This is a genomic window from Niabella drilacis (genome assembly GCF_900101395.1).
Lineage (GTDB): Bacteria > Bacteroidota > Bacteroidia > Chitinophagales > Chitinophagaceae > Niabella > Niabella drilacis.
Map to the genome: position 1 here is coordinate 77309 of NZ_FMZO01000017.1, position 25616 is coordinate 102924.

The 25616-nt window shown below is 48.4% G+C and carries 22 protein-coding genes; 11 read left to right on the forward strand and 11 right to left on the reverse strand.

Annotated elements, in window-relative coordinates; translation table 11 throughout:
* Positions 1 to 63: 63 nt before the first annotated feature.
* On the reverse strand, positions 64 to 1137 hold the full coding sequence (locus BLS44_RS21880) for a porin (RefSeq protein ID WP_090392435.1): 1074 nt from the start codon (positions 1135 to 1137) through the stop codon (positions 64 to 66).
* A gap of 389 nt (positions 1138 to 1526) precedes the next feature.
* On the opposite strand from BLS44_RS21880, the gene efp reads away from it, so the two are divergent.
* The 8 genes from efp to BLS44_RS21920 all read left to right on the forward strand — a co-directional run bounded on the left by efp (position 1527) and on the right by BLS44_RS21920 (position 11280).
* Positions 1527 to 2093: an elongation factor P gene (efp, locus tag BLS44_RS21885; protein ID WP_090392494.1), complete on the forward strand. Its 567-nt coding sequence runs from the start codon at positions 1527 to 1529 to the stop codon at positions 2091 to 2093.
* A 195-nt stretch (positions 2094 to 2288) separates the two neighbouring features.
* Entirely contained in the window at positions 2289 to 2765 is a 477-nt protein-coding gene (accB, locus tag BLS44_RS21890) for an acetyl-CoA carboxylase biotin carboxyl carrier protein (protein WP_090392437.1), read from the forward strand.
* 116 nt (positions 2766 to 2881) lie between these two features.
* Positions 2882 to 4222, forward strand: a complete 1341-nt coding sequence (gene accC, locus BLS44_RS21895; RefSeq protein WP_090392439.1) for an acetyl-CoA carboxylase biotin carboxylase subunit — start codon at positions 2882 to 2884, stop codon at positions 4220 to 4222.
* A gap of 201 nt (positions 4223 to 4423) precedes the next feature.
* Positions 4424 to 5029, forward strand: coding sequence for a c-type cytochrome (locus BLS44_RS21900; RefSeq protein ID WP_176954513.1), 606 nt, complete (start codon positions 4424 to 4426; stop codon positions 5027 to 5029).
* A gap of 280 nt (positions 5030 to 5309) precedes the next feature.
* Positions 5310 to 8309 (forward strand): ligand-binding sensor domain-containing protein, encoded by a 3000-nt coding sequence (locus BLS44_RS21905; protein WP_143019885.1) that lies wholly within the window; start codon positions 5310 to 5312, stop codon positions 8307 to 8309.
* A 4-nt stretch (positions 8310 to 8313) separates the two neighbouring features.
* A complete protein-coding gene (locus tag BLS44_RS21910; RefSeq protein ID WP_176954514.1) occupies positions 8314 to 9375 on the forward strand; it encodes a sensor histidine kinase in 1062 nt (353 codons plus the stop codon).
* A complete protein-coding gene (locus tag BLS44_RS21915) occupies positions 9372 to 10409 on the forward strand; it encodes a sensor histidine kinase (RefSeq protein WP_090392445.1) in 1038 nt (345 codons plus the stop codon). Before BLS44_RS21910 ends, BLS44_RS21915 begins: the two co-directional genes overlap by 4 nt.
* A 106-nt stretch (positions 10410 to 10515) precedes the next feature.
* Positions 10516 to 11280 carry a LytR/AlgR family response regulator transcription factor gene (locus tag BLS44_RS21920; RefSeq protein ID WP_090392447.1) on the forward strand — a complete coding sequence of 255 codons (765 nt, stop codon included), beginning with the start codon at positions 10516 to 10518 and terminating at the stop codon, positions 11278 to 11280.
* Positions 11281 to 11287: 7 nt separating this feature from the next.
* On the opposite strand, the gene BLS44_RS21925 is transcribed toward BLS44_RS21920, so the two are convergent.
* From BLS44_RS21925 to BLS44_RS21970, 10 genes are all read right to left on the reverse strand, one after another.
* On the reverse strand, positions 11288 to 12355 hold the full coding sequence (locus tag BLS44_RS21925; protein ID WP_176954515.1) for a lytic transglycosylase domain-containing protein: 1068 nt from the start codon (positions 12353 to 12355) through the stop codon (positions 11288 to 11290).
* Positions 12356 to 12409: 54 nt separating this feature from the next.
* A complete protein-coding gene (locus tag BLS44_RS21930; RefSeq protein WP_090392451.1) occupies positions 12410 to 14014 on the reverse strand; it encodes a hypothetical protein in 1605 nt (534 codons plus the stop codon).
* Between the two features lie 145 nt (positions 14015 to 14159).
* Complete coding sequence (locus BLS44_RS21935; protein ID WP_090392453.1) at positions 14160 to 15497, reverse strand: type VI secretion system contractile sheath protein TssC; 1338 nt, start codon at positions 15495 to 15497, stop codon at positions 14160 to 14162.
* A gap of 23 nt (positions 15498 to 15520) precedes the next feature.
* Entirely contained in the window at positions 15521 to 16012 is a 492-nt protein-coding gene (gene tssD / locus BLS44_RS21940; protein ID WP_090392455.1) for a type VI secretion system tube protein TssD, read from the reverse strand.
* Between the two features lie 19 nt (positions 16013 to 16031).
* Positions 16032 to 16481: a type VI secretion system contractile sheath small subunit gene (locus tag BLS44_RS21945; protein ID WP_143019886.1), complete on the reverse strand. Its 450-nt coding sequence runs from the start codon at positions 16479 to 16481 to the stop codon at positions 16032 to 16034.
* A 26-nt stretch (positions 16482 to 16507) separates the two neighbouring features.
* Positions 16508 to 17161 (reverse strand): hypothetical protein, encoded by a 654-nt coding sequence (locus BLS44_RS21950; RefSeq protein WP_143019887.1) that lies wholly within the window; start codon positions 17159 to 17161, stop codon positions 16508 to 16510.
* A gap of 10 nt (positions 17162 to 17171) precedes the next feature.
* The gene (locus BLS44_RS21955) at positions 17172 to 19151 is read right to left on the reverse strand and encodes a hypothetical protein (RefSeq protein ID WP_090392461.1); all 1980 of its coding nucleotides are present in this window, start codon (positions 19149 to 19151) and stop codon (positions 17172 to 17174) included.
* A 10-nt stretch (positions 19152 to 19161) separates the two neighbouring features.
* Positions 19162 to 19788: a PAAR domain-containing protein gene (locus tag BLS44_RS21960; RefSeq protein WP_090392464.1), complete on the reverse strand. Its 627-nt coding sequence runs from the start codon at positions 19786 to 19788 to the stop codon at positions 19162 to 19164.
* 11 nt (positions 19789 to 19799) lie between these two features.
* A complete protein-coding gene (locus tag BLS44_RS21965; protein ID WP_090392466.1) occupies positions 19800 to 20411 on the reverse strand; it encodes a DUF4123 domain-containing protein in 612 nt (203 codons plus the stop codon).
* Positions 20411 to 22324: a type VI secretion system Vgr family protein gene (locus tag BLS44_RS21970; RefSeq protein ID WP_090392467.1), complete on the reverse strand. Its 1914-nt coding sequence runs from the start codon at positions 22322 to 22324 to the stop codon at positions 20411 to 20413. The genes BLS44_RS21965 and BLS44_RS21970 overlap by 1 nt, the downstream gene beginning before the upstream one ends.
* Positions 22325 to 22631: 307 nt before the next feature.
* Between BLS44_RS21970 and BLS44_RS21975 the strand changes: the two genes are divergently transcribed.
* Genes BLS44_RS21975 through BLS44_RS21985 form a run of 3 tightly spaced genes read left to right on the forward strand, consistent with a single transcriptional unit; the run spans position 22632 to position 25568 of the window.
* Entirely contained in the window at positions 22632 to 23501 is an 870-nt protein-coding gene (locus tag BLS44_RS21975; RefSeq protein WP_143019888.1) for a hypothetical protein, read from the forward strand.
* Between the two features lie 39 nt (positions 23502 to 23540).
* The gene (locus BLS44_RS21980; RefSeq protein ID WP_090392471.1) at positions 23541 to 24392 is read left to right on the forward strand and encodes a TssN family type VI secretion system protein; all 852 of its coding nucleotides are present in this window, start codon (positions 23541 to 23543) and stop codon (positions 24390 to 24392) included.
* A gap of 24 nt (positions 24393 to 24416) precedes the next feature.
* Entirely contained in the window at positions 24417 to 25568 is a 1152-nt protein-coding gene (locus BLS44_RS21985; protein WP_090392473.1) for a hypothetical protein, read from the forward strand.
* Positions 25569 to 25616 lie beyond the last annotated feature (48 nt).

Genomic DNA, 25616 nt, shown 5'->3' on the forward strand with positions numbered 1-25616 from the left:
TTGCGGAAAGAAAAGGCCCCGCCATATGCAGGGCCTGGAAATAACCAGCAGCAATGGTCTTAATCAGAAAGCGTATACAGCAGCCAATAAAAAGGTACCGGTACTTTTTGTTCCGTCACCGGAGTTTTTCATAAAAATGGGATCTTTTGCACTATCGATCCTGAATTCGGGTATGATCGTTAGCCCGCTGGCCGGTTTAATATTCAATGACAGGGTGCCCTGTATAACGGAAGTGCCCAGTAAAGCGCTGCCATCCGGGTTGGTGATCACACCTTTCTTGTCGTCAAAATATTCCCCGCGCAGCGTTATGCCAAACTTTTCAGAGGGATCAACATTTACATATAACGCGGATCCCCACCAGCTTTGGGAAGAGAGCTCCTCAGGCTTCACCATTTTCACGGTGCCATCATAACCCAGCGAGAACAGGTCGCTGATCTTTGCTGTAGCCGTCAGCCCCAGTTGGTTTGATGCGATGCCCGCCGTATCCTTTCCGCCCACATAGTTCAGGTAAACATTTACCTTTTCAGAAGTTTTGCTGAACTGCCCGATAATGAATTTTTTATTCCACGGAGCGGAAAGATAGTCGGTCGGATTGGTGACGCCCGCCATCATCCCAAATCCTTTGCCCAACGAAAAGTCGGCCTTCAGACCGGTATGAGAGAAGGGGCCATAAGAGAACATATAGCTCATACTATAATTCCGGTTCAGTTGGGGATCGAGCAGTTCGTAACCCACATGGGTACCCCATTTCCCTGCAGATAACTTAATGGCATCTGTGGGGGAATAGGTAATATAAGCCTGTTTAATGGCCTGGGTAACTCCCGTCTCATTATAGGAAAACTCTCTTGCTCTTGTACCAAACCCCAGGTCAACCACCACTCCGGCCCGACCCTTGGTGTACCCTGCTTTCAGCGATGCCATACCCAATTCAAATGAATTATGCGAGTTGGTAAAGCTGGTAAAATTATTTGCCTGCTGGACGGATTTTGCATGATTAAAATTAAACCGGTAATAAGCATCCACAGAACCACTGATCTGCAGATCGCCTTTTTCTTCTCCTCCGCCGGTGGTTCCATCCTGGGCAAATAAGGCTCCGGAAATAAAGATCGTTTTTGTGAGCAACAGAATTTTTCTCATTCAATAAAATTTTAATTTGTTTTAAAACTGGTTTATGTCCATCCACTGGCAGGCCCTCTTCATGTTAGTTTTGGTGCTTTTACCGGTTAGAAATGAGTGTCAAATCCTCAGTTTAAATAATATTATTTATATTAATAATGTATATAATTTATTTAAATAGTCATAAAAACAAGTAAAACTAAAAATATAACTGATATTATTAGCAATAAAAATACATAATTAAGAACAAATGTTAAATATTTTATTATATATATTTTATTATAATGTATAATACAGTCTTGCATTATTTTTCTTTCCGGGGATATTTTTCTGGTGGTAAGTTTGCGAACTTATCAGCAACTATTATCTTTGCGCCTCCCCGAAGGGGTCCTTCGGACAAAAAAATTTACATGGCAAATACAGCAGACATCAGCCGCGGCATGATCTTAAAACTCGATGGCAATCTTTATTCGGTAGTGGAATTTGGTGAAAACAAAACTGCACGTGCGGCAGCAAAAGTTTGGGCCAAGTTAAAAGGTGTGGACAACAGCCGCACTATTGAAAAAACGTGGAATTCCGGAGATACGATCTACCCCGTTCGTGTTGAAAAGAGGGCTTACCAGTACCTGTACCAGGATGAAACCGGCTACAATTTCATGGATAATACCACTTTTGAGCAAATGAGCGTTGCAGAAAGCCTGATTGATGCGCCGCAATTCCTGAAAGAAGGACAGGAAGTTGCCATTGCCATAAATACAGAAACCGAACTTCCCGTTAGCGTGGAGCTTCCCGATAAGATTGTTATGCTCGTTACCTATACCGAGCCGGGACTGAAGGGCGATACCGCTACCCGCACGCTGAAGCCGGCTACGGTTGAAACCGGGGCCACGGTGAGCGTTCCTTTATTTGTGAACGAAGGAGAGCTCATTCGCGTTAATACCAAAACGGGCGAGTATGTTGAACGTGTAAAGGACTAAATTAAAATAACCTTGAAAAATGGCTTAAATCATCCGGTTTTAAGCCATTTTTCGTATAAATTGTAGTGTTTTTCTAAAATATCAAAAGAAAATGCTACTGAATTGTTTACCTTAGCTTTCTTCTTTCTTATTAATTTTCTATTGAGAGAAAAAATAAAGAAATCAGACTCCAAACTATTTTAAATCTTGAAGAATATGGACTTTAAGCAAATCCAGGAGTTAATCAAAATGATTAACAAATCGAATATTGGCGAATTAAGTATTGAACAAAAGGATTTCAAAATCTGCATCCGCCAGAAAGAAGAGCAGGTGACCCAGGTTGTTACCGCAGCACCTGTACAGCTGCATCAACCCCAGGCGCCCATAGCTTCGCTTCCTGCACAGGCGGCACCTGCAGCTGCCGGCGCACCAAAGGCTGCTGAAGCTCCTTCTAATGCCATTACTATTAAAAGCCCGATGATCGGTACCTTTTACCGGAGACCGGCCCCCGACAAACCCAACTTTGTGGAAGAAGGTGATGTACTGGCACCCGGCAAGGTTATTTGTGTAATCGAAGCCATGAAGCTTTTCAATGAAATCGAAAGTGAAGTAAGCGGAAAGGTGATCAAAGTATTGGTAGATGATGCCTCCCCGGTTGAATTTGATCAGCCCCTTTTCCTGGTAGAGCCTTAATTTAATTTGATAAATAACCAATTTGAAGATTTGAAAACAGGGTGCTGTTTTCAAAATACTTTTAATTGGTTTTTTATTTCCAAATCGGCCTATTATCAAATTATCAAATTAGAAACATGTTTAAAAAAATATTAATTGCGAACAGGGGTGAAATTGCCTTGCGTGTGATCCGGACCTGCAGGGAAATGGGCATCCAGACCGTTGCGGTTTATTCTACAGCAGACAGTGAAAGCCTGCACGTGAAGTTTGCAGATGAGGCTGTTTGTATCGGAAGGCCTGCCAGCGTAGACTCATATTTAAATGTACCCAATATCATGGCGGCGGTGGAAATCACCAACGCGGATGCCGTGCATCCCGGTTATGGATTCCTTGCCGAAAATGCCAAATTTGCCAATATCTGCAATGAAAACGGGATCAAATTCATTGGCCCCACTGCCGAAATGATCAACAAAATGGGCGACAAGGTTACGGCCAAGGAAACCATGATCAAGGCAGGTGTACCGGTGGTTCCGGGAGGCGAAGGCCTGCTGAAGAGCCTGGATCATGCTAAGAGCGTTGCAAAGGAAATCGGGTACCCGGTTATCTTAAAAGCAACAGCCGGCGGTGGCGGAAAAGGCATGCGCATCGTTTGGGAAGAATCAGAAATAGAACGGGCCTACGATACCGCAAAAGCGGAAGCAGCCGCCTCCTTTAAAAACGACGGGATCTATATGGAAAAATTCGTGGAAGAGCCCCGTCATATAGAAATACAGGTAGCCGGTGACCAGTATGGCACCATTTGCCATCTCAGTGAGCGCGACTGCTCCATTCAGCGCCGGCACCAGAAACTGGTGGAAGAATCCCCCTCTCCGTTTATGACGGATGAACTGCGCCACGCTATGGGCGAGGCGGCAAAAAAAGCAGCAGGCGCCATCGGCTATGAAAGCGTAGGCACCATCGAGTTCCTGGTGGATAAGCACCGGAACTTTTATTTTATGGAGATGAATACCCGGATCCAGGTAGAACATTGTGTAACTGAAGAAGTGATCAATTTTGACCTGATCAAAGAACAGATCAAGATTGCAATGGGGGAAAAGGTTTCGGGGGCCGACTACCTTCCCCAGATGCACGCCATCGAGTGCCGGATCAATGCGGAAGACCCCTATAACGATTTCCGTCCCTCTCCCGGCAAGATCACCAACCTTCATGTTCCCGGCGGACATGGTGTTCGGGTTGACAGCCATGTGTATGCAGGCTATACCATCCCTCCCTATTATGATTCCATGATCGGGAAACTGATCACAGTGGCACGCACACGCGATGAGGCCATCAATACCATGTACCGTGCACTGAGCGAATATGTGATCGAAGGTATAAAAACCACCATCCCCTTCCATCTGCAACTGATGCAAAATGAAGATTTCCGTAATGGGAACTTCAACACCAAGTTCATGGAAAGCTTTGTAATGAAAAAATAACGAAACACAGGTATACAACCACAACCCGGCAATGCCGGGTTTTTTTTTGCTCCCCTGCCTGGTTGGGCCCGCCATAACAACTGCTGCTCCAATTCATATACGGAAAACCACAGTTCATGCAATGCTGCATTGCGCAAAAATAGCAATGAAGCTATTTTTATGCGCGGAAGCAAGTTTTTCTACAACCATAAACAAAGCAATATGCGCAATTTACTCTTACTGGCTGCTTACACAACAGCCCTTCTCTGTTTTTCATGCGATCAGGCTGGCAATACGAAGACGCCGGCAGCCGGCCCAACCACCACCAACGATTCAGCCGCTATGGTAACCCGTGGCGCGTACCTGGTAACCATAGCAGGATGTAACGACTGTCACTCGCCTAAAAAAATGGGGCCCAACGGCCCGGAAGTGGTTCCCGAAACCCAGTTATCGGGTTATCCTTCTGACCGGCCGGTCAGCAGCTTCGACAGTGCGCTGGCACAAAAAGGGATCGCCCAGTTTAACGAGGACATGACGGCGGCCGCGGGTCCCTGGGGAATCAGTTTTGCTTCAAACCTCACCAGTGACGACAGTGGTGCCGGGAGCTGGCCGCTTGAAAATTTTAAAAATGCCCTGAGACACGGAAAATTCAAAGGCATGGAAGCAGCCCGTCCGCTGCTGCCCCCAATGCCCTGGTTCAATTTAGCAAAACTTACCGACGAAGATATACAAGCCATTCATGCATATCTTAAAACCACAGCACCCGTTAAAAACGTAGCTCCTGCACCTATGCAGTTTAAAGACATGGCAAAACAGCCTGCCCGGTAAGGCAGAAGCGGACAATAAGAACCACGGGCCGGTCAGAAAGGCTGTTCACCCTGAATTGTTGTTCAGAACACGATTCAAAGCAGACTTTTTGATCGGTCTTGCTGTTTAAGCGCAATGCGCGGCGGCCGCAGCAACACCAACAGCGCTGCATTTTTTGATACCGGTACAACGGTACCCGTTCAGTTGCAATACCTGTGGCAGGAACCGTTCATTTTGCAGCGCGGACTGTATACTGCTCTCATTTTTTTCCGGTAGCTTTGTTCTCTACAATCTGATTTGCTTGATCAAACGACTGTTGTGTTTCCTTTTACTGGTAAAGTGCCTTACGGCAACAGCGCAGCAGAACTACCTGTTCGCACACCTGGGTCTGCGCGATGGTCTTTCCAGTAATACCGTGAGCAAAGTTCAACAGGATTCGAAGGGATATATCTGGATGGCTACTCCTAATTGCCTGCAGCGTTATGATGGCTACCGCTTTCTGAATTTTTTCACCGATGGCCGGCTTCTCCCGCAAGGCGCCCTGAACGACCTCTATGTAGACCGGAAAGACCGGATCTGGATGGTGATCGCGGATTCGATACTGGGCTATTTTAACACAACCGATTTTAAATGGCATCCTGTAAAAGTGCGGTTACCCGGCCATATCCGCCCCAGGAATGCAACTTTGTATGCAGACAGGGACGGAACCCTCCTTCTTGTATACCGGTTGCAGGGCTTTCTGACGATGAATGCCGGCTGCACAGAAGTCAGTGAGCAATACAACCGGATCCCGTTGCCCCCGGGATGGCTTCCTACGCAATTTTACCAGGATGCCGAGCGGAACTACTGGATCGGCACAGCAAATGGCCTGGTCAAATATAACCCTTTCCTCCGCCGGCTTTCGTATGCCGGGCATAACAGAGACAATGATGCAGTTATCAATGCCTTCGCCGACCTTAAAATGGTCAACTTCTTTTATGAAGATGCTGATAAAAGAAAATGGATCGGCGCCTGGCCTGAAACGGGTCTGATCATTAAAAGCTGGGATGCCGGCGGATCTGTACAGCGTTGGGATGATGTGATCCTGCGTGCCACAAAAAATGAGTACTATACCGTATATGGCGTTATTGAAACAGCCGGAGCTACATGGATCGCCGGTGAAAACCTTTTTGCCAAACTGGTTCCCGGGCAGCACAAGGTGGAGCCGGCGGGGAAAGATGCACCCGGGGCTTACAGCCTGCGGTATGATGTCATTCACCATCTTTTTGAAGACCGGGAAAAAAATATCTGGCTTGCCACCAACAAAGGCGTTTATCATTTTAACCCGCCGCAGCATGTTTTCAATTTTATGCACAACCGGGTAGCCGGCAAGGACACCGCCTTCAAACAGGAGGTTACCGATATACTGGAAACCCGCTCCGGCGAGATCCTTGTAAGCACCTGGGGCTATGGGATCTTTAGTTACGACCAGCAGCTGCAGCCCGTTTCATCCGGTTTATTTCCCAACAATTCAGGGTTAAAAGAAGGAATGGTATGGTGCCTGGAAGAAACCCGCGATGAAAATATCGTATGGGGTATGCAAAACGGATGGGTTGGGTTTTATGAAAAAAAGGGCCGAAGGGTTACCCGCATCAGGCCTCCCGTTTTTCAGAACACCACCGTGCGCCAGGTAGCAGAAGATCAAAACGGCAACCTGTGGTTTGGGACGCAGGGCGGACATATTGTAAAATATACCCCCGCCAGTAAAACCTGGAAGCTGGTCGAAAAAACCAGTTCACCCGTATGCCGGCTACTGGTGAACAGGCATAACGAGGTATGGGCGGGCACCATCTGGGATGGTCTGTACCGGATCCAGGCAGAAAAAGAACAAAGAATTCATCATTATATGCCCGGCCGGCCACGGGGAGAAGGGATCCCGGGCCTGGCAGTACCGGATATTGCGGAGATCAATGACAGCATCCTGGTGTTTAGTTTAGACGGGCTCAACATCCTCAATACAAAAACGGGCCGTTTCCGCTATCATGAAAAAAAAGCATCCCTGGCCAACCTGGCTATTGACCGTAACGGTGTGATATGGACAAGCTCCGCCACGGGAATTACAGCCCGCTCATCGGATAAAAGTGCAGCAGCATACACTTTTGATGAACGCAACGGGCTCGACGACTTTAGTTACAACTATGCCGCAGAAGCCAGTTTAAAGGATGGCCGTATTGTTTTCGGCACCAATCACGGCATGGTCGTCTTCGACCCGGAGCATATTTTGCATGGAATAAAAAATCATTCGACCCCGAAGATCCGGCTCGCAGAGCTTTATCTGAATGACATACCGGTTCCTGCAGATTCCATACTGGCCTTAAAAAAGATCGTACTGGGACCGCGCAGGATATCGCTCAAAGCCCGGTTCACGACCAATACCTTTCATACGGTTTACCCGGTTTACTACCAGCTGGAAGGAATGGACAGGAAATGGAAAACGGCCACAGCCACCGGTGAGGTACTGCTCGACTATATTCCCTCCGGAAAGTATCTCCTGAAAACAGCATACCTTGCAGAAAACCATTCGCTCAACGGAATACTTACGATCCCCATCGAGATCCGGGCGCCGTTCTACAAAACGCTCTGGTTCTTTATCCTGCTGGCGCTTACGGTCCTCTTTCTTTTATACCTTTTGGATCATTACCGGATGAAGCGCAGGGAAGAAATGGAAAAACTACGCACCAATATCGGCAGCAGGCTTCATAACGATGTGAGCGCGACCCTGGAAAACATTAATATCCTGAGTGAAATAGCCGTTCTAAAGCACCTGTCGGACCCGAAAAAGTCACTGGAATTCCTGGAGCAGATCAAATTCCGGAGCTCAGAAATGATCTCCGCAATGCAGGATATGCTCTGGGCCATTTCACCGGAAAACGATAATACCTCCCAATTGTTACTCCGGCTCCAAAAATATGTAGGCATCCTGAACAACCGCTATCATACGCATATCGACCTGGCCAGCGATCCGAAAGTAGCCCTGCTGAAGATGAATATTCAGCTGCGCTACGAGATTCTTTTGCTATTCAAACGCAGTATAAAAGCCCTGATCCATGCAGCAGCCGAAGATATTTGTATTCACGTGGGCGCAGACAAAAACCGGTTACTGTACACCCTGCAATTTTCTCACCAGCATTGCGACAGGGAGCAGCTGCAGCACTTTTTCAACAACCGGGAATTTGTCAGCAGGGTAAAAAACCTGAATGGAAAGATCCACTCATCCATACACACCAACCAGGCTGAGATCGAGTGCCGGATACCGTTATAAAACCATGAGCATTTATTCATTAACATACACTCCGCAAAGGCTCAAAACGATTGCCCTCATCTGTATTGTAACAGCCCTGATCATTAACAGCATTTATTTCGGCGGCGGCTATTACAGCAACCCACTCTTTTTTGGGATAGCCTCCCTTATCACCTTCCTGGAGCTTGCGCTCGTTTCGCTGGTTTGCACCACGGTTTCCCCCCTGATCCGGAGGCGGTTCCCGAAAGAAGAGCAGGTCATCAAAAAGCTAAGCCTGATGATCGTCACCTTTATGCTCGTTACCTTTTTTTTCAAATACCTTCTTTTTAAAGCCTACGCGGCGCTCCCTTATTTCCAAACAGAATTTAATGAAAGCAGGCTGGCCTGGGTATACCTTTCCATATCCATCATCATCATCTTTCTTACGTTTCTCATGGAAAGCATCTACCGCTTCAATGCCTGGAAGCGTACCCTTGAAGATACCGAGCTTTTAAATACCTCTTATAAGCAGAGCCAGCTCAATGCACTGAAAAGCCAGGTCAATCCCCATTTTCTTTTTAATTGCCTGAACTCGCTCAGCAGCCTCATTGAAGAAGACGAGGAAAAAGCAGAAGACTTCCTGAACGAGCTGACGAAAGTGTACCGGTACCTGCTGCGGAACGACCATGAGCACCTGGTCCGGCTGCATACCGAGCTCGATTTTTTAAACGCCTATATCCACCTGCTCCGGAAGCGCTTTGGAACGGGATTGCAGATCCACATCTCCATCCATGAAAAAGACCGCTCCTGGTATATACCCCCGCTGCTGCTACAGGTAATTACAGAAAATGCCTGTGCGCAGCATATCATCAGCAAGCAGCAGCCCCTTGTGATCCGCATTGAATCTGCGGGCCACCACATATTGCGGGTCGTATACAATCTCCAACCCAAAACTTTTTCAAAAGACATGGATCATGATACTGCGCTCAACACCATGATCATGAAATACAAGCTACTGGGGCTTGAGCTGCTTATTGTCAAAAACCAGGATGGACAACAACATATTTCGATACCCCTGATCGTTGAAAAAAAAGAAACTGCACCATGAAGGGACTCAGATGGCCTAAATTAAGATTATACTCATTTCTCTTCTCCATGCCGTTCATTACCGTCATGTTGCAGTTGGTAATGTTTGAGGACCGGTTATGGGAAGAGCCATTGATCTGGCTGCTTTCTTCACCCCTGATCTTCGCCCTGGGCATCTTATCCATGGACGCGCATACCCGGTATGATCTGTGGATCGAAAAAAAATACCCTTCGCTTACCCAAACCCGGCAACGGATCATGAGCAAGGCGCTGGTCACACTTTTTGTAATGACGCCATCCGTTTATCTTATCTTTCTCCTGTACCACGTATTCCATATCCTTAACTACCAACTTGAGAGCCAGCATCTCTGGCAGGGCGCGCTGGTAGGACTTTGTGTAAACCTGGTCTTTGAGCCATTGTATGAAACCGATTATATTTTCAGAAAATATAAAGAAAGCGCCTCCGGAAAAGAAATGCTGCATCAACGCTCACTAAAACAGGAATTTGACACGCTGAAAAACCAGGTCAATCCCCATTTTCTTTTTAACTGCTTCAACACCCTGTCTTCGCTGATCAGTCTTGAAAAAGAGCGCGCGATCCGGTTCCTGGATGAACTGAGCAAAGTATACCGTTACCTGCTGAAAAACAACCGGGAAACACTCAGCACCCTGGCAGACGAATTGCAGTTTATCGAATCGTACTTCCAGCTGCTGCAAACCCGTTACGAAAGCGCCATCGAACTGCATATCAGTATCGACAAGCAGTATTTTTCATATTACCTCCCCTCACTGACGCTTCAGCTGACCGTAGAAAATGCTGTAAAACACAATGCTATTTCGAGAAACAGCCCCCTGGTCATTGAAGTTTTTACCGCCGGGGAAAACAAACTTGTCGTCAACAATAATCTCCAGCGAAAAACCACATTGGTTCCCACAAACGGGGTAGGACTGCAGAATATTAAAGCCAAATACCAGCTATTGCAGCAACCTGGTTTTCAGGTAATGGAAGGTCCTAAAAACTTTACGGTTGTATTGCCCCTGCTTTGGAAACCATAAACGGGTTGCCTGTCCGGCGCAATCCAATACTCTTTTGAAACAGTTGATACAGATAAAAGAACATTTGCACATACAATTCTCTATTTTTATACGGCAAATCTTTTTTATGAAAGTGTTGATCATCGAAGACGAGGAACTGGCCGTTAAAAAACTGGAGAAGACCCTGGTCTCCGTGGATCCCGCGATTGAGATACAGGGCGTAACAGACAGCATCAGGAGCTCGGTAGAATGGCTGGAAAGCAACCCCAGCCCGGACCTGATCCTTATGGATATAGAATTAAGCGACGGGCAAAGTTTTGAGATCTTTAACCTGACGGCTATAAAAGTGCCGGTCATTTTTACCACTTCCTATGATGAATTTGCCCTTAAGGCATTTAAAGTGAACAGCGTAGACTACCTGTTAAAGCCGGTACAAAAAGATGAGCTGAAAAAGGCCCTGGATAAATACAGGCAGAACTTTTCAAAACCCGAATCCCCATTGGGCCTGGAGCACCTGGTCAGCGAATTGCAGCAAAAGCTGCAACCCAAAGAATACCGGAAACGCTTTCTGGTTAAAAATGGAAGCCGCCTGGTAAGCGTAGACGTAAGCGAGATCGCTTACTTTTACAGCGATGGGAGGCTGATATTCTTTAAGACAAAAGATAACCGCAAATTTATTGTGGATTATACTATGGACGACCTCGAAAACATGTTAAACCCGGCCCTTTATTTCCGGATCAGCCGCTCCTTCTTTGTATCGATCGGTTGCATCGAAAAGATCGATGACTACTTTGGCAACCGGCTTATTCTGCAGTTAAAACCTGCCATGGAAAAAGAGGCACTGGTGAGCAGGGAACGGGTTACAGATTTTAAGATCTGGATGGGAAAATAAGGCCGGCTCATTTTTCATATACCAGGTTCTTCAGCAAAACGTCAATCCGTTTCTGAGAAAGCAGGTCGGTCAGCAGGACGCCTTTTTCCTTATTGGTATCCAGCAGGGTCACATCATGGTCATAGCCCAGTTTAAAAAACACCCGGTCATCAATGATCCAGCCCTGTACACCAAATTTATAGCCCTTATAAGACAGGCCTTTCCTGGCCGTTTGCAGGTCTTCATCCAGGACCACCTCAACAATATCACCGTCCTGAAAATTCCGGATCCGGCCCTGTACATGCGCCATGATGTATTCTTCCTTTACAACGGTCTCCTTCCGGCCGGCGTTTTTAGCTACTTCCTTTTCTATCTCCTGCAATACATCCGGATCGTTCACCACTTTCAGATCCTTTTGGGCAGGCATATTCCCGGGGCCGGATCCGGGGTTAAAAATATTATACCCGAATTTGGAGTTATACAACTCCGGGTACTCAAACAGTTCTTTCACCGCAATGATCTTATATACATACAAAGCCGTTTCGGGGTTCAGCTTCATTGTAAAATAATTGTAGCCCTGTGCCTTAACGGCTTTTACAATATTGCCGATGCCAAAGTTATAAGCGGCAATGGTCAATGGCCAGTTTGCCCGGCCAACAAATTTGATCAGCATATTGTAATTGTCTTTTATAAGTGTGCAGGCCAGGCGCGTGGCCTTATCAAAATTCTCCCGTTCGTCCCGGGTTTCGCTGATCACCAGCCCGTAGCTTCTTGCCGTAGCCGGCATGATCTGCCAGATGCCTTTTGCGCCTACCGCGGATTCTTCCTCGGTTAAAAAACCACTTTCTACAATTGGAAGATATTTCAGGTCCCGGTGAAGACCATAAGCTGCCAGGTATCGCTCTACCAGCGGAAAGTAGGCAAAGGCCCGCTTACGCAAGGCCGGGAAATTGACCACATTCACCTGCTTCCGGATCGTATTGATCAGTTTGTCCTGTATGAACTGCTGGTCCATCGGCACCGGTTCACCACAAAAAGACACTACGTGCTGGGCGCTTACATGCAACGCTAATAAACCGAAGCATCCAATTGCCAATATCTGTTTTTTATAAGTCATGAGGGTCTTTGAAGATTCAGGGTATACCAGCCGTTATTCTTTTTTTGCGCGTTTCCTGTTTTTCTGACCGGTTGCAGGTGCCGGAGGTTGCTGAGGCAGCTGTCCCGGGACCGGGGTCTGCACTTTCGCCAGCTCCCGGTTGTACACGGCACCCGGGATCACAATGCTGGCGGTTCCTTTTTCTTTTCTCCGCTCATCCACAAACAATACCAGGCTCTCGTTGTTGATCACATTCGGAGAGCGGGTAACAAAGACCACTTCCTGCGTGGTTTTGGGTCGCACCAACGGAAAGAAGCCTATATAAGTAAGATAGCTTCCCTTTACCATCATCCTGGCCCGATCGGCGGCATCATACCAGTACATATAGGTTCTCCCCATCAGAAAATCCTCCTCTGTATTGTTCGTTATCCTCAATTTAAAATAGGTATGAACATCCTTAAACACGATATTTTCCAGGGAAACCACTACCCCTTTATTGATGGGTTTATCGGCTTCAATATTCAGCTTACCGGCTATATCCGTATGCAATAAAGAGTCCGAGATCCGGAAATTCCTTAAGGTGTCCCGGATCACATAAAAATCTGAATTCACGGTAGGCACCTGGTTCCTGGGGAAATTATAAAGATCGATCCCTTTTTTTCCGTACCGTTGCCACAGCCCTGCTTCGGAATAAGCCTTTTCAGCTTCCTTTTTCCTGTTCTCCGCCTCCAGTTGTACCAGCCGCTCCTGTGCTTCCTTCCGGGCGGCTTCTTTGAGCGCCAGTTCTTCAGCGGCTTTTTTGCGATGTTCTTCCTCCTGCTTTTTCTTTAGAGCCTGTTGCGCCTGCCGTTGTTTTTCTTTTTCCGCCGCTGCTTTCTGTGCCCGGGCCAGGGCCTCCGCATTTTGCTGGTCTTTTAGCTCCTTTTGCTTTTTCTCATCCTGCTCCTTTTGCGATGCCAGCTGTGCAGCCTCCTTCCGGGCCAGCTCATCAGCCGCCCTTTGCTCGGCTGCCGCTTTCTCTTCCGCCTGTTTTAGCTGCCGCTCCTTTTCCTGCGCTTCCTTCCGTGCCAGGTCCAGCGCTGCTTTCTTTTGCTGCAGCTCCACACTGTTGTCCTCCGGTCCCTTTGCCGGGGCCTTTGCTGTTTCCGCCTGCTTTTGCGCAGCCAACGCCTCTGCATTACGGGCAGCAGCCTCCTGTTTTTGCCGTTCCTTTTCCTTTGCCAGTTCATCGCCCGCAGAAGCCTCCGCCGGCTCTTTCTGGTTCTTTACAAAAGCTTTCAATGCCTTTAAATCGGAATGATCATACCACAACGGCGGGCGGCTGTCATCATTGATGTCATACGTGGAGTCGAACAGTAAACGGAACATATGACTGCGCCCGCCCTCATTTACCAGTAACCCCGTAACGGGGCCGCTGGTTTTTTCTTTGTTAAACTGGATGGAGATCGACCGTTCTTCTCTCCTCTTGGGTATATAGTAGTCATAAGCCGATTCTTCGGATAAATTAATGTTCACCACTTTATCCGGAAAATTGATGATCGTAATGCTTTCGCGGCCTACGATGATCTTTTCTCCGTTGATATTCTGTGAGTTTGCTGCTGCACAGTAAAAGGCGCAACACCCTATAATAAGGAAATATCTTTTTAAATACCGGAGCATATCAATGGTTTTTAGTTTTGAACCCCGTCCTAATGAATACCGGGACTATGGGAAAAGGTTTGAGAATTGAAAATCGAAAATTGAGCGTCCTGAATCCGAAATCGGGAATCCATCATCTGCTATCTGTTGTCTTTATTTTCCAGCCTTACGAATCATCATAATCGGTATCCCAGCTATTGCCATCATCATTCTTTTGTCCTTCCATTTTGATCAGAAAGTTCTTGGCCGGAAAATAGGGTTTCATGTAGATATCGAGATGGATATTGTCCTTTTTCACCGCATCCTGCTCGAAACGCCGTATGGTAAAATCTTCCACCAGTTTGCGCGGCCCGGAAATACTATCCAGGAACAGCACCACCTGCGTCATCAGCTCCCTGCGGGTATTGGCATTAAAATTCTCAAAGGCCCTCCGGTTCAGGAAGTCGATCAAAACTTTGGTCACATAGTCAAATACCCGCACTACCGAATACGTCTGAAGCCCCATATTGTCACCGTTAAACAATGTTTTTGCAGAGTAGGCTACCACTCTTCCCTGTTCCTTTACCATTGGTATCAGGCTCATCTTTTCCAGGTTGGCGATCTCACTTTTTTTTAATTCAAAAGCTACACCGCTGACCTCCCGGAGCACGCCAAATTTTTTTCCGGCAGCTACCTGGCTCATCAACGTGGTATATAGCTTTCCTGCCAGTGCAGTGGATGGTGGCATATACAATGCCTCGTCCTCACCGGCATCCGTATAGCTTCCCCTTGCCACCAGCCAGTTACAGGTCATCATTACGCTCGACAGGAACTTATCGCCTCCCGTGTGATGCACTCTTTCAAACAGCTCCATAACATCGTCCGGTTCATCCAGGTGCTCAAAATCTGTAACCAGCATCACTTTGTTCTCATGCGCCAGCTTTGCCCAAACCTCCACCGCTTCCCGGCTACCCAGGTATCCCGGAATAACCAGTATACTGTAATGATCGCGGAGGTCCAGGCGGTCATAGTTCTTTTTAAATTCTTCCCGTACAAAATCGATAAACAGTGGATCGTCCCTGTCCTTCAGCTGTTCCAGGTCTGCATTGATAAAGGATACATTGCGGATCCGCTCCTGTTCTGCATTGATAAAAAAGGCGTTCACCGACCGGTACATCCGTTCCAGCTGCCGGGTATGCATCAATATTGCTGCCAGGTTTTCATCATATTGCTGTTGTTTGCCTGCAGCGGTCTGTTCACAGTGAACTGCCATCTGCTCTACTTCCATACCCGTATCCAGCAATGCATCCCAGATCCTGAGACGGTCCATCAGGCGCTCCCGCTCTTCCCGGAATCCCGCGTCCTGCAGGAACAGGTCCTGTTGCGCTTTACGTCCCGGAGTGAGGTACTGTGCCCCTTCTATAAAAGAAGAAAGGAGGGCAAGGTTTTCCCCTGCAAGCGGTGTCGTATCCGCAAGGTCCTGCTGCAAAAAGCCTTCTTCCCTATGCGCTGTTTTTTCTGTCATTGCGGGTCTTTTTCACTGCTCTATTAATCGGGGATAAAGGAATTCATTGCTCCTCCTGAAGCATTGCTGTTCGTTCCCGGGGCTCCCCCCGGATTGGAAGCGCCGGAACCTCCGGAGCCGGAACTGCCCCAGAACCTGGATTTATCAAAGGTCTCTCCATCGATCTCCATCTTGCTGCAGGAGATCAGCAGGCTGATGGTCATCGGGTTTTCTCCTGATCCGGTAAAGGTTTCCGAGTAGTTCAAACAATATCCATTGGTAAATTGCACCCTCCGCATCGCCGCTTTTGTATCCCGCTTCATGAAAATGATCTCCCCCTCCTGCGTCATAGTGGGTGACAGTACCCATTTTATGAATGTGGTATCAAGGGCGGATTCAATGGTAAGACTGATCAACCCGCCATCGGTGCCCACTCTCGGTTTTCCATACTGGTCCACCGACTTTTTAAAATCATATGCGGCGCTTAAGACATTATACGTCTTGCCGGAAATTTTTAATATCGCATAGAATGACATACCGTATTTTTTACTGTTTTTATAAATAAGGCCCCAGGAGTGCCATCATGTTTTTTATGGTCTCCTGCAATGCGGCCCGTTCTTCCTCTGATCTTAGCGTCTGCTTCAGCGATCCGTCCGTTCTCAGTGCCCGGGCTGCTTTCAGGTATTCCGTCGCCTGAAAGTGAAGCCGTCTTAATACCTCGCTTTGCCGTCCCAACCGGTCCGGCGCAAAATCCCCCAGGGTTGTAAAATGCAGTGTTTCCCGGATAACCCCGTTGTCCCCGCTCTTCATGGGCACCGTGATTGCCGGCTGGTACTGCGCAAAAACCATCTCCAGGTTTTGCAGCCCCTGTACGGCAACTGGTTTCAATGGCGCCGCTGCCGTCAGCAACCCTGCAATCAACGTCCGGTTAGGAGCAATCTCTGCTACTGTTTCTGCGGCTTGCCGTCTTTCGGAATTATGTTCATTGGTCCCGTTGGTCATCATCAGTTATTTTATGTTATTGATGTGCTTCACATCCAGCCCGGCAAATACACAGAAGGCATCGAAAGCACGGTTGTGCCGGTTGTTACATAGTCTGCGGCTCCCGAGGTCTTCAGCCGCTCCATAGCCTGGTGAATGCATTGTGTGGGCCGCTGCTCATCGGGATGCCAGGTATAGGGATCCCGAATTGATATCCGCACCCGGATCAAAAAAACCGCGCCAGGTCTTAAAGCCCGCAACCAATAAGCCCTCTCATCTGTTTCGCGGTTATCATAGGGATTATAATCCCCTTCCAGCTGCCAATGTACCTCATCAATATTCCCATTGGCATTCAGCCAGTCTTCCGAATCATAATCTGCCTGGCTGATGGGGGGCGGAATACCATCATCCGCCCCCCGCCCTATAATGCTTCCGGAGTCCGCATGAGGCCGGGCCCGCAGCTGGCGGCCGATGGCATCAAATACCCTGGACCGGACCCTTGGGTTGGCATTAAAAAGGTCGCCCAGCTGCGGCTCCGCATATTCTGCCCCTCCTCCGCGCCGGTAGTGCCGGAGATGCGCTCTTGCATTGGGCTGCGGGGAGATCCAGGTCCAGTAATTCATGATGGAATTATACACTTCCTCGTCCGATGCCCCCGCACAGATAGCCTGTGCCTTTAAATAATCTCCCAAACCATCAAACATGATCTGTTTTTTATGTTTCCTTTTTCCGGACCGCCGGTGCTGCCTGCTGCGACGGGCCGGCTCCGGCGGACCGGTATTCATTTTGTTCCAGGTTGAAAAAATGCGTATTCCCCGTGCTCTCCATATAATCCAGGTACCCGGTTTCACTATCGATGGCATTCAACACCGGGCCATACGCTTTTTTTAGCATCAGGTTATGACTGTTATAAATAAAATACAGGCTGTTTACATCCTTATGTACCGGGTAATTGTTCCGGTTCAAAAAACCCTTCACACGCCGGAGCTCTGTATCAAAATTCCTGATGGAGGTCTTCAGTCCCGGTTCTTCCGGTGTTCCCTCATCAAAATCACCCAGGACCTTCCCGGTAAGCTTTTGCAACGGAGCAAAAGCCGCATCCCCCGTAAGTTTTGCAAGGAAGCCATTAACCCCGCTCAGCGGCAGGTATTCCAGCACCTGGGCATAGAACTTTTTTTTAGACGGCATCATGGGCAATAACAGCGCTGCAATTGCTTCAGCCACCCTGGCCTTATCTTCATCCGGAAGGGATGAAGCGGCCAGATCCAGATCTTTATCTTTTGTTACTGCCGCGATCTGCTCCCGGCATTTCCGGATCATGCTCACAGACTGATCGTATTGGAGCTGTGCTGCTGTTTGGGGCGGGAGGTCCTTTCCATCTTTCTTTGCTTCGGCTTCCTGCTTCTTCGCATCTTCCGCCATTTTCGCCACTTTCTCCAGGTATGCATCTACCCCCAGCCAATCGGTACCGGCATCCCGGGGAGCCAGGATCTTCTTCACCTTTGCCTGTTCCATGAACTTATCAAATGCTGCATTGGAGGTTTCCGATCCTATGGCAAACAACTGTAGCATTCCCGTTAGTTTATCTACCAGCGGGCAAAGGAAATTGAGAATTTTCTCTTTCCTGATCCGCCCCGTATCCAGGCTTGTTCCCTTTGCTGCGTTCTTTATCTCATCCAGGAACTTTTCCAGTCGGTCAACCGACTGGCCCGGTACCGCGTCAAAGCCCTGAAGCAGCTGGTCAAACGCCGGCAGGTCACCCGGCTTTACAAGCCCCGGTACCGCGTCTACCAATACCTTTACAGCACTGATGCATTCCTCTACCAGCCCCCGGATCTCGTCCTTGCTTTGTTTTAACCTGTCGATATGCCCGGCATTGTCCTTCCCGGTACCAAATCCATCAATGCTCAGCAGATTGCCCAATGCCGCCACCAGTCTTGCTTTTATTTTACCCGTAAAAACGGAAAGTGTATTTGCATTACATTCCGCCACCAGTTTCCGCAGTTCGTCGTTGGGTTCAAAATATTCGATCACCTGCGCGGTAAGATCAAAGGGATTTCCGAACGCATATTTTTTTCCTTTTCCTTTAAACGCGGCCTGCTCGTCGAACAGATGCTGGTAGCGATATAAGGGTGTGGCTACATAGATTAAGGACTGAACCCACCATTTGTTTTTAAAGCTGCTTTCACTACTGAGCTCGCGGATGCATTCATTAGCTACATTCCCTCCCTGCCCCAGTCCTACAAAATGAAAACAGGAACTGTAGCCTTCCCAACCTGCGGTCTTCGCTTTTATCCGGGCACATAACTTTTTAGCCTCCTGTTTTCTCCCGTCTACCCCCGAAGCTTCAAAGTCAAATACCAGCACTTCGTTGTCAATATACAGTTTATCGGACAGCTCGCTTTTCATTTTCTTCATGTAGCCATCCCAGTCCTTATAATCCTTATAATAGGTATATTCCTTATCACATTTTTTTTCCGGTTCGGTCTCCTCTTTAAAAAACAGGCTCAAACCCGGTATCGATGCCGCAGCACCTTCCACTTTATCTATCGCTCCCTGGGCGGTATCCGCAATTCCGCCCAGCATGGCATCTGCCGCTATGGTTCCTGCCGGTTTATAGCGCACCAGGACCAACATTTGTCGGACATCCTTCAATTCAAAATCCTGTTTTGTATCGGCTCCTTTTCCGGACATATTGTTATTGCTATTTCAGAAAAGTTACGGCGCAATCTGCGGTCGTATATCCCTGCAGCGGTTCCGTTGCCCCGCTGCTGTTCGTTTTTCCTTCATGCGTCTTTCCATCTCCCGTCCGGATCTCATAACGCCGGCCGGCAACGGCTTTCTGCGCCTCATCGTTTAATGTGAATGTTGCTGTAAAGTCTTCCTTCGTTGTTTTTTTGGCAACAGCAGCACCTTTTCGGGCCGCCTCTTTCAGGGCTTCGCCGTTTATGATATCCTTTGCCCGGGCGGCTCCTATAGTACCTTTTCCTGCCAACCCGGCCATGCCCCCAGCCTTACCCGCACTTCCCCCGCCTGCCATTTCCCCAATGAGCACGGTAAAACATCCCAGCACAATGATGCCGCCATGTGCGGTGGCGTCACCCAGCCGGGCGGCAGGTCGTCCCCCGATCAATACCCCGCTGCTGCCCTGGACAATCACATCCGGCGGGCCGGTACACACACATGTATCTCCCGATACCGCAGCAGGCTGCCCGCCGATCAATACATTGGGCACGCCTGCCGGAAGCACCGGTCCGCCTACATGCGGCACCAGCCCGTTCACCAGCGGGCAAACATGCATATCGCCTACTCTTGCTGCAGGTTTTCCCATCGTTCCTGTTTTTATTCGATAAAAAATCTTCTTCGCTTTGGAGGCGGATCCGGTTCTGAACCCGGTGGCGGAGCTGCGGTTCCCTCGAAACCCTTCTTTCCCGGGGCCGCCGCTGCCCCCGGGTCCTCTACCCGCTCTTCCGGGAATAATCCGCTTAACAGCCGTTCTTCTGCAACCAGGTCCTGCTTCTTATCCAGTACCCACCGGTCCATAGAACCCGGTTCGGCCCCTTCTGTATAAAAACAATCAAAAAACTCGAAGAAGACCTGCCGGTCCTTTTCACCCCACTCCCGGAAGCTGTCCAGCAATACCCGTGCATCCCATACCCGTAAATAAACCGGCCCCTCCGCCGTGTTTTTATAAAAGAGCCCCTGTAAGAACCGTATCACTTCTTCCCGGGGTTCGGCCGTTTCAAAAATGATACACCGATCCAGGCGAATAAGGGTGTCCTCCTCTCTTAATGCATAACAATCCGTATTTACTTCAAAAATCCATGGCGCGGCATCCCATATCCCCTCATCATCTGTACCACTGAAAAGCGAAACAGCATGCGGGTAGCGCTGCAAGAGTTGTATCAGGGTATACTCTTCATTTAAAGCTGTATCATAACATAAATACCGCATTAATTTATTTTGACAAGCGCTGCCTCCAGCGAGGCCATACCATCGCCCTTTAAGCCCAGCATGGCACCACCCAGGTTGGCCTTGGCATTTCCTTTCATATCGAGATTTACATCTGCCGCTATATTGATATTCATTCCCGAAGCATCGATGCCCTGTGTTCCTTCCATTGTTATTTTGTTATCCGCTTTCAGGCTTATGTCCTTTGCTTTCAAATTGATCGCCGTTGCTTCCAGGTTCAGGGTATTATCTGCTTTGATATTGATCACTCCTGTGGAGGTAATGTCCATACTGGTTCCGTCCTTTTGCATATCGATCTTCAGGATCACCGTACCACCGCTTTTGATACCAACGGTAGCACGCCCCTTATCGCCATCCAGGAACATAATAGAAAAATTATCATCATCGTTCCCGCTACTGAGCTTTACGATCTTTTGCTCCTTATTTTTCAGCAGGTAGAGCCTGTTCCCGATCTCGTCTTCAAAATCATCAGCCAGAATGATCTCACCCTTTTCATCATCGATCTCCAGTCTTCTGCCCGTTCTGGTTCCGATCCGTTTTATGTTATTGCCTTTTTCCGGTATGCCGGGCTTGTGCTTTTCTGTATACACAGCTCCCGTTACATAAGGCAGCTCAGCATTCCCATCTGTAAATTGTACCATAACCTCATCTTCTATTTCCGGTATGAACCGGAATCCCTTGTCTTTTCCCGCATGAGGCGCCAGAACGGATATCCAGGGGCTTTTTTCATCATCTTTCATCCAGGGGAACCGCACTTTTACCCTTGCCATGCCCGCGTCATCCACATTATCGGTAACCACGGCCATCTGTTGTTTGGCCACCGGAAAGATCCCCGCATTGGTATAGGGAGGCACTTCTGCTTCGGCAGGAATGGCTACAAAGCTGTTGCTGTAGTGGTCCTGCTGTATGCAGTTATGATGAATGGCCGTAATGATAAAGCTTTTGCCGCCGGGATCATCCTTATCTTTTATTTTTATGACCGTTCCTATCGCCAGTTTATTATTCCGCGTTGTTCCGGTAATGGAAGCAGACCGGGTATAACCAGCCTGCTGTTCGATCCGGAACATATGTTCGATCCTGCTCTGATTAAAACCGGATCCCATAAAATGATGTTCCCAGGTTTCCAACGCTTTTTTACCCGCATCTCCCGTTGCCTGTAATACCGGGTTGCCCGGAGCGGCTTCTTCCCTGGTTGCCTTTATCGCATCGCCCTTGTAGGCATCCGTTCCCACGGCATCAACCGGGTTCCGGAACAATTGTGCATGCAGGTTCAGATTGGATACATCATCCGGGGCCATTAGTTCCACAGCGGTTCCCCCCGGCTTTTTACCAAACAACAGGTGCTCCCCATCATAATACATCCATTCCCCAAAACGCATAGCCAGTGCTGCAGTAAATCCGAACAGGGTCTGGTTGTATTGAACAATGTAGAGCAGCTCGGTTGTAAATTCAGGGTTGTTCTTTATGGCTGATCTGATGTCGGAATCCTTATATGCCTTTTCGATAATATTTGAAAGTGGCTGCTTATAAAAGGAGTGGTACTCCGGTACTTTATCAACTTTGGAAAAGAGGCCGGCGCCCCGGATCTGAAACTCGTAATTATGCTCATCCACCAGCGACGAGTTCACTTCCCGGACCAGTCCTTTAAAACGGTGTTGTAAGGCGCCGGAGCCATCTTTAAACTCGATCTGCAATTCTTTCCCCAGTACCTCCTTCTTAAACCGGATGATCGAATCCAGTGTAGCCTGGTCATCATCGGCCCTTATCGAAAAGGAGCAATGGTTTACATTGATGAACGCCTCGTCCAGCAGCAGGTTGGAGAACACGATGGGCTGATTGTTCTTATATCCCTGGATAACAATTTCGGTCTTCGTTAAAATAGCATCGTTTGACATGAGTTATTGTTTAAGCCGGCTTAAAGCAGATGCAATGAACCATTTGTTGTACTTTAGCAGGGCGGGGCGGTAAAAAATGCAATCTGTACCCCGTTATCCTTTTCCAGATTACACAGCGCACTATTGCTTAGTTTATAGAACAGGTTTTCATCTTCGTAAAAGTAGATCATTGCCCAACGGCAAACCATCGCTATTATTAGGTATAGATACCCCTCCTGTTTTTTTCTACTTTTGATAATGCCAGGTTGTATTTACCTGGCCATGATATCGTAATTAAAACAACATGAGCTCCCGGGGCCAACATATTATGAAACCTCCGTTTCGCGCAGAAACCATATGCGCCGGGCTGGTTGATTCGGGGATCGGGCAAGACCAGATCACCGTTCATACAAAAGGAGGATTCAGAAAAAGTTTTAGTAACGATATATCCGAAATGGTCGCAACCGAAACAGACTGCACTTTTGAACTGGTTGTGAACCGGGATGGCATCTATGACAAGCTCCCGGAGGGACTCTTTCATCAAACCAGGGGAAACAGCCGGGTTCGTACGGTGCAGGATGCCGTTGACGAACACAAACGGTTCAGGGAAGAGGAGCGGCGGGCCCGGAGTTTTTTTGCCCCGCTGGAACAATTACTGTTCCGGTACCAGGTCTTTGTTGAAATGGAGGAGCGGAAGGGGATGTTTGATCTTCAAAGCGGAACGCAGGATCCTGCCTGGTTCCGTTTCTGGAATTTGGACGAACCGCTCCCGGAAGCGGAAGCCGGCAGGATGCTGCAACTGATGCCCTATCTTCATTTTATTAAAGGGGATGCGGCATCTACAGAAGCTGCGCTTGGCCACATCCTTAACAGGGAAGTAATGTTGCGGAGGGGGGAACGCCAGAGCTCCATTCCCCTGCAATGCCCGGCCACCCTGGCAGAAAGCAGTATCAGCCTCAATGGAACACTGGGAAGCAATACCGGCGAGCTCTTCCCGCACTGGATCTTTTCCATTGAAGGCAGGTCCAACGACGAAATGCAGTCATTTGTGCGGCAAACCAACAAACCCACCATTCTCCAAAAATTTGAAGACCTCTTTATCCCTTTTGAAATAGATGTGCAATTTGAGTTTGAACTGCAGGATGAAGAGGCGGGTAAAAAGTCCGGGGCAGTGCTAGGCTATGGCGCCCATATATGACCCGCGGCTGATAAGCATTTATTTCAAAACTTCAACACTATGGCGTTAAAGTTCTTCATACTCTACGCAGGTATCTTCTTTTTCTCTTCACTGGCTTTAATACCCCTGGTGCGGCAGATCAGCAGCACTTTTGGCAATATGGGCAAAAAGCCCTGGATCTTTAGTTTTATTACCGCAACGCTTACATCCGGTGCTGCTTTTGCTGTTACCTATATGACCCGCGACCTCTTCACCACCTTCTGGCTGCTGGGCACCCTGTTCCTGCTGCTGGGCATCCTGTTCCTTTTGCTCGTACACAAAAAATATTTCCGTGCCCGCAGCGATAACCGGAACCGCCAGTTGTCTGCCGAATTGCTCTTTGGTTTTTCCATTCTTTTTTTATGCGTAGCCATTTTCTCGTCGCTCCAATACTTTTTAAAGGACCGCAACTTTATGTACTTTCCCCTGTTGCTGAGTGCGCTGTTCTTCTTTATCCCGGTTTTACTGCTGCATACCTTCGACGCAGCCATCAGCATTCCCCCGCCGGAATATACAACCTGGAGCTACCCGCAACAGGCCATTGATATGCCGGACGAAAAAGAAGGAGAACACCTTTACGTGATCTGGTTCGAGATCGCAAAAAAAATTACAGGCGCAGGACAAAACACCTTCTTCCGGGGGAAAGCCCCGGAGGATATGCTCCTGGGAGACCTGTTCTATCATTTTATCAACGAGTACAACGAAGATCATAGCGAAACGCCTATCGAATATTCCAGCCAGGAAAAGGCAGCTGAATGGCTGTTCCGGACCCGTCCCCGGTGGTACAATTTTTCAAAGGTGCTGAATGCGGCCACAACGGTGGCGCAGAATCATATAAAAGAGAATACGATCATTATTTGCGAACGCGTTTAATCAATACCGCTCAAAAGCTACAACATGGATAACGGATCAAATTTTCTGCGTGTAAACTGGTCAGATGGTATGAAGCTCAATAAGGAGCTGTTCATTGCCCAGGACAATGCCGCCGCTGCCGCTGCATACCAGCTAGCGGCAACCGGCCTCACCCCCTTCCGGTACGGATTGCTTCCCGGGGAAAAGAATTTTAATGTCCGGATGTCGGTCGATAACCAAAACACCATAAGGATATCCGTGCTTTCCCTGAAAGCGCTGACGCAGGGCGGATTCCCGGTTACCATCGATGCTTTTACGGATGCTGCTGCAACCGATGGCGTTCCGGCCGCGGCCCTGGAGATCAACGTCAATCAGCAGGCCACCTGCTGGGCCGTATTACTTGTAAACCCTTTTGAAAGAAATCCTGCGGGCAGTATTGACCCCGCGGAAACCCCGGCACGCTTTCCTTATGTGAAAGCCGGCTTCAGCGTGCTCATCGCCGACGACCGGGAAATACCCCAGTATACCCAACACCCTGCCGCCCTTATCATTGGAAAGATTGCTGTTAACGGCAACGCCGCATATATTGATGAGGATTATATCCCTCCCTGTATGGCTACAGCAGCCTATGCCGACCTCCTGGGCCTGCATGCGGAACTGGACCAGTTCCTTGCGGGGCTGGAACAGGCCTGCTCCCAGATCGTTCAGAAGATCTACAAAAAAAGCCAGCAGAACGCATTATCAGAACTGGCCCGGTTCCTTTGCGACCGGATGATGCTTTTCCTGGGGCCTACCATTACGGAATACCGCTGGGATATTATTTATGAGCCTCCCGCAAAAATGCTTGGCCCGATCGCCGCACTGGCAAGAGTTATCAAAAACACCATCGACCTGCGTATCGGTTCGGGCAAGGATGAGCTGATGAGTTACCTGTGTGAGTGGTGTGAGCTGAACCAGGGAGCGTTGGAAGCCCTGCTCAATGAAATGGCACTCCTCCGCTACAACCATAATGATGTCAATGAAAATATCCGGCAGATCGTTCAGTTTGCCAGGGTTATCGGCAAGCTGTTTACCACGCTCAGCAACCTTGAGTTTATTGGCAAGCGCAAGGACGCCGGTCTTTTTGTAAAAGAAGAGCAAACATTCCCGGATAATGATACCAATGCTCCCAGACCCAAAAGGAGATTCTTCGGATAACGCTTTCCGGAGGACCCGGTCATCATCAATACCCCTTATTAAAAAAGA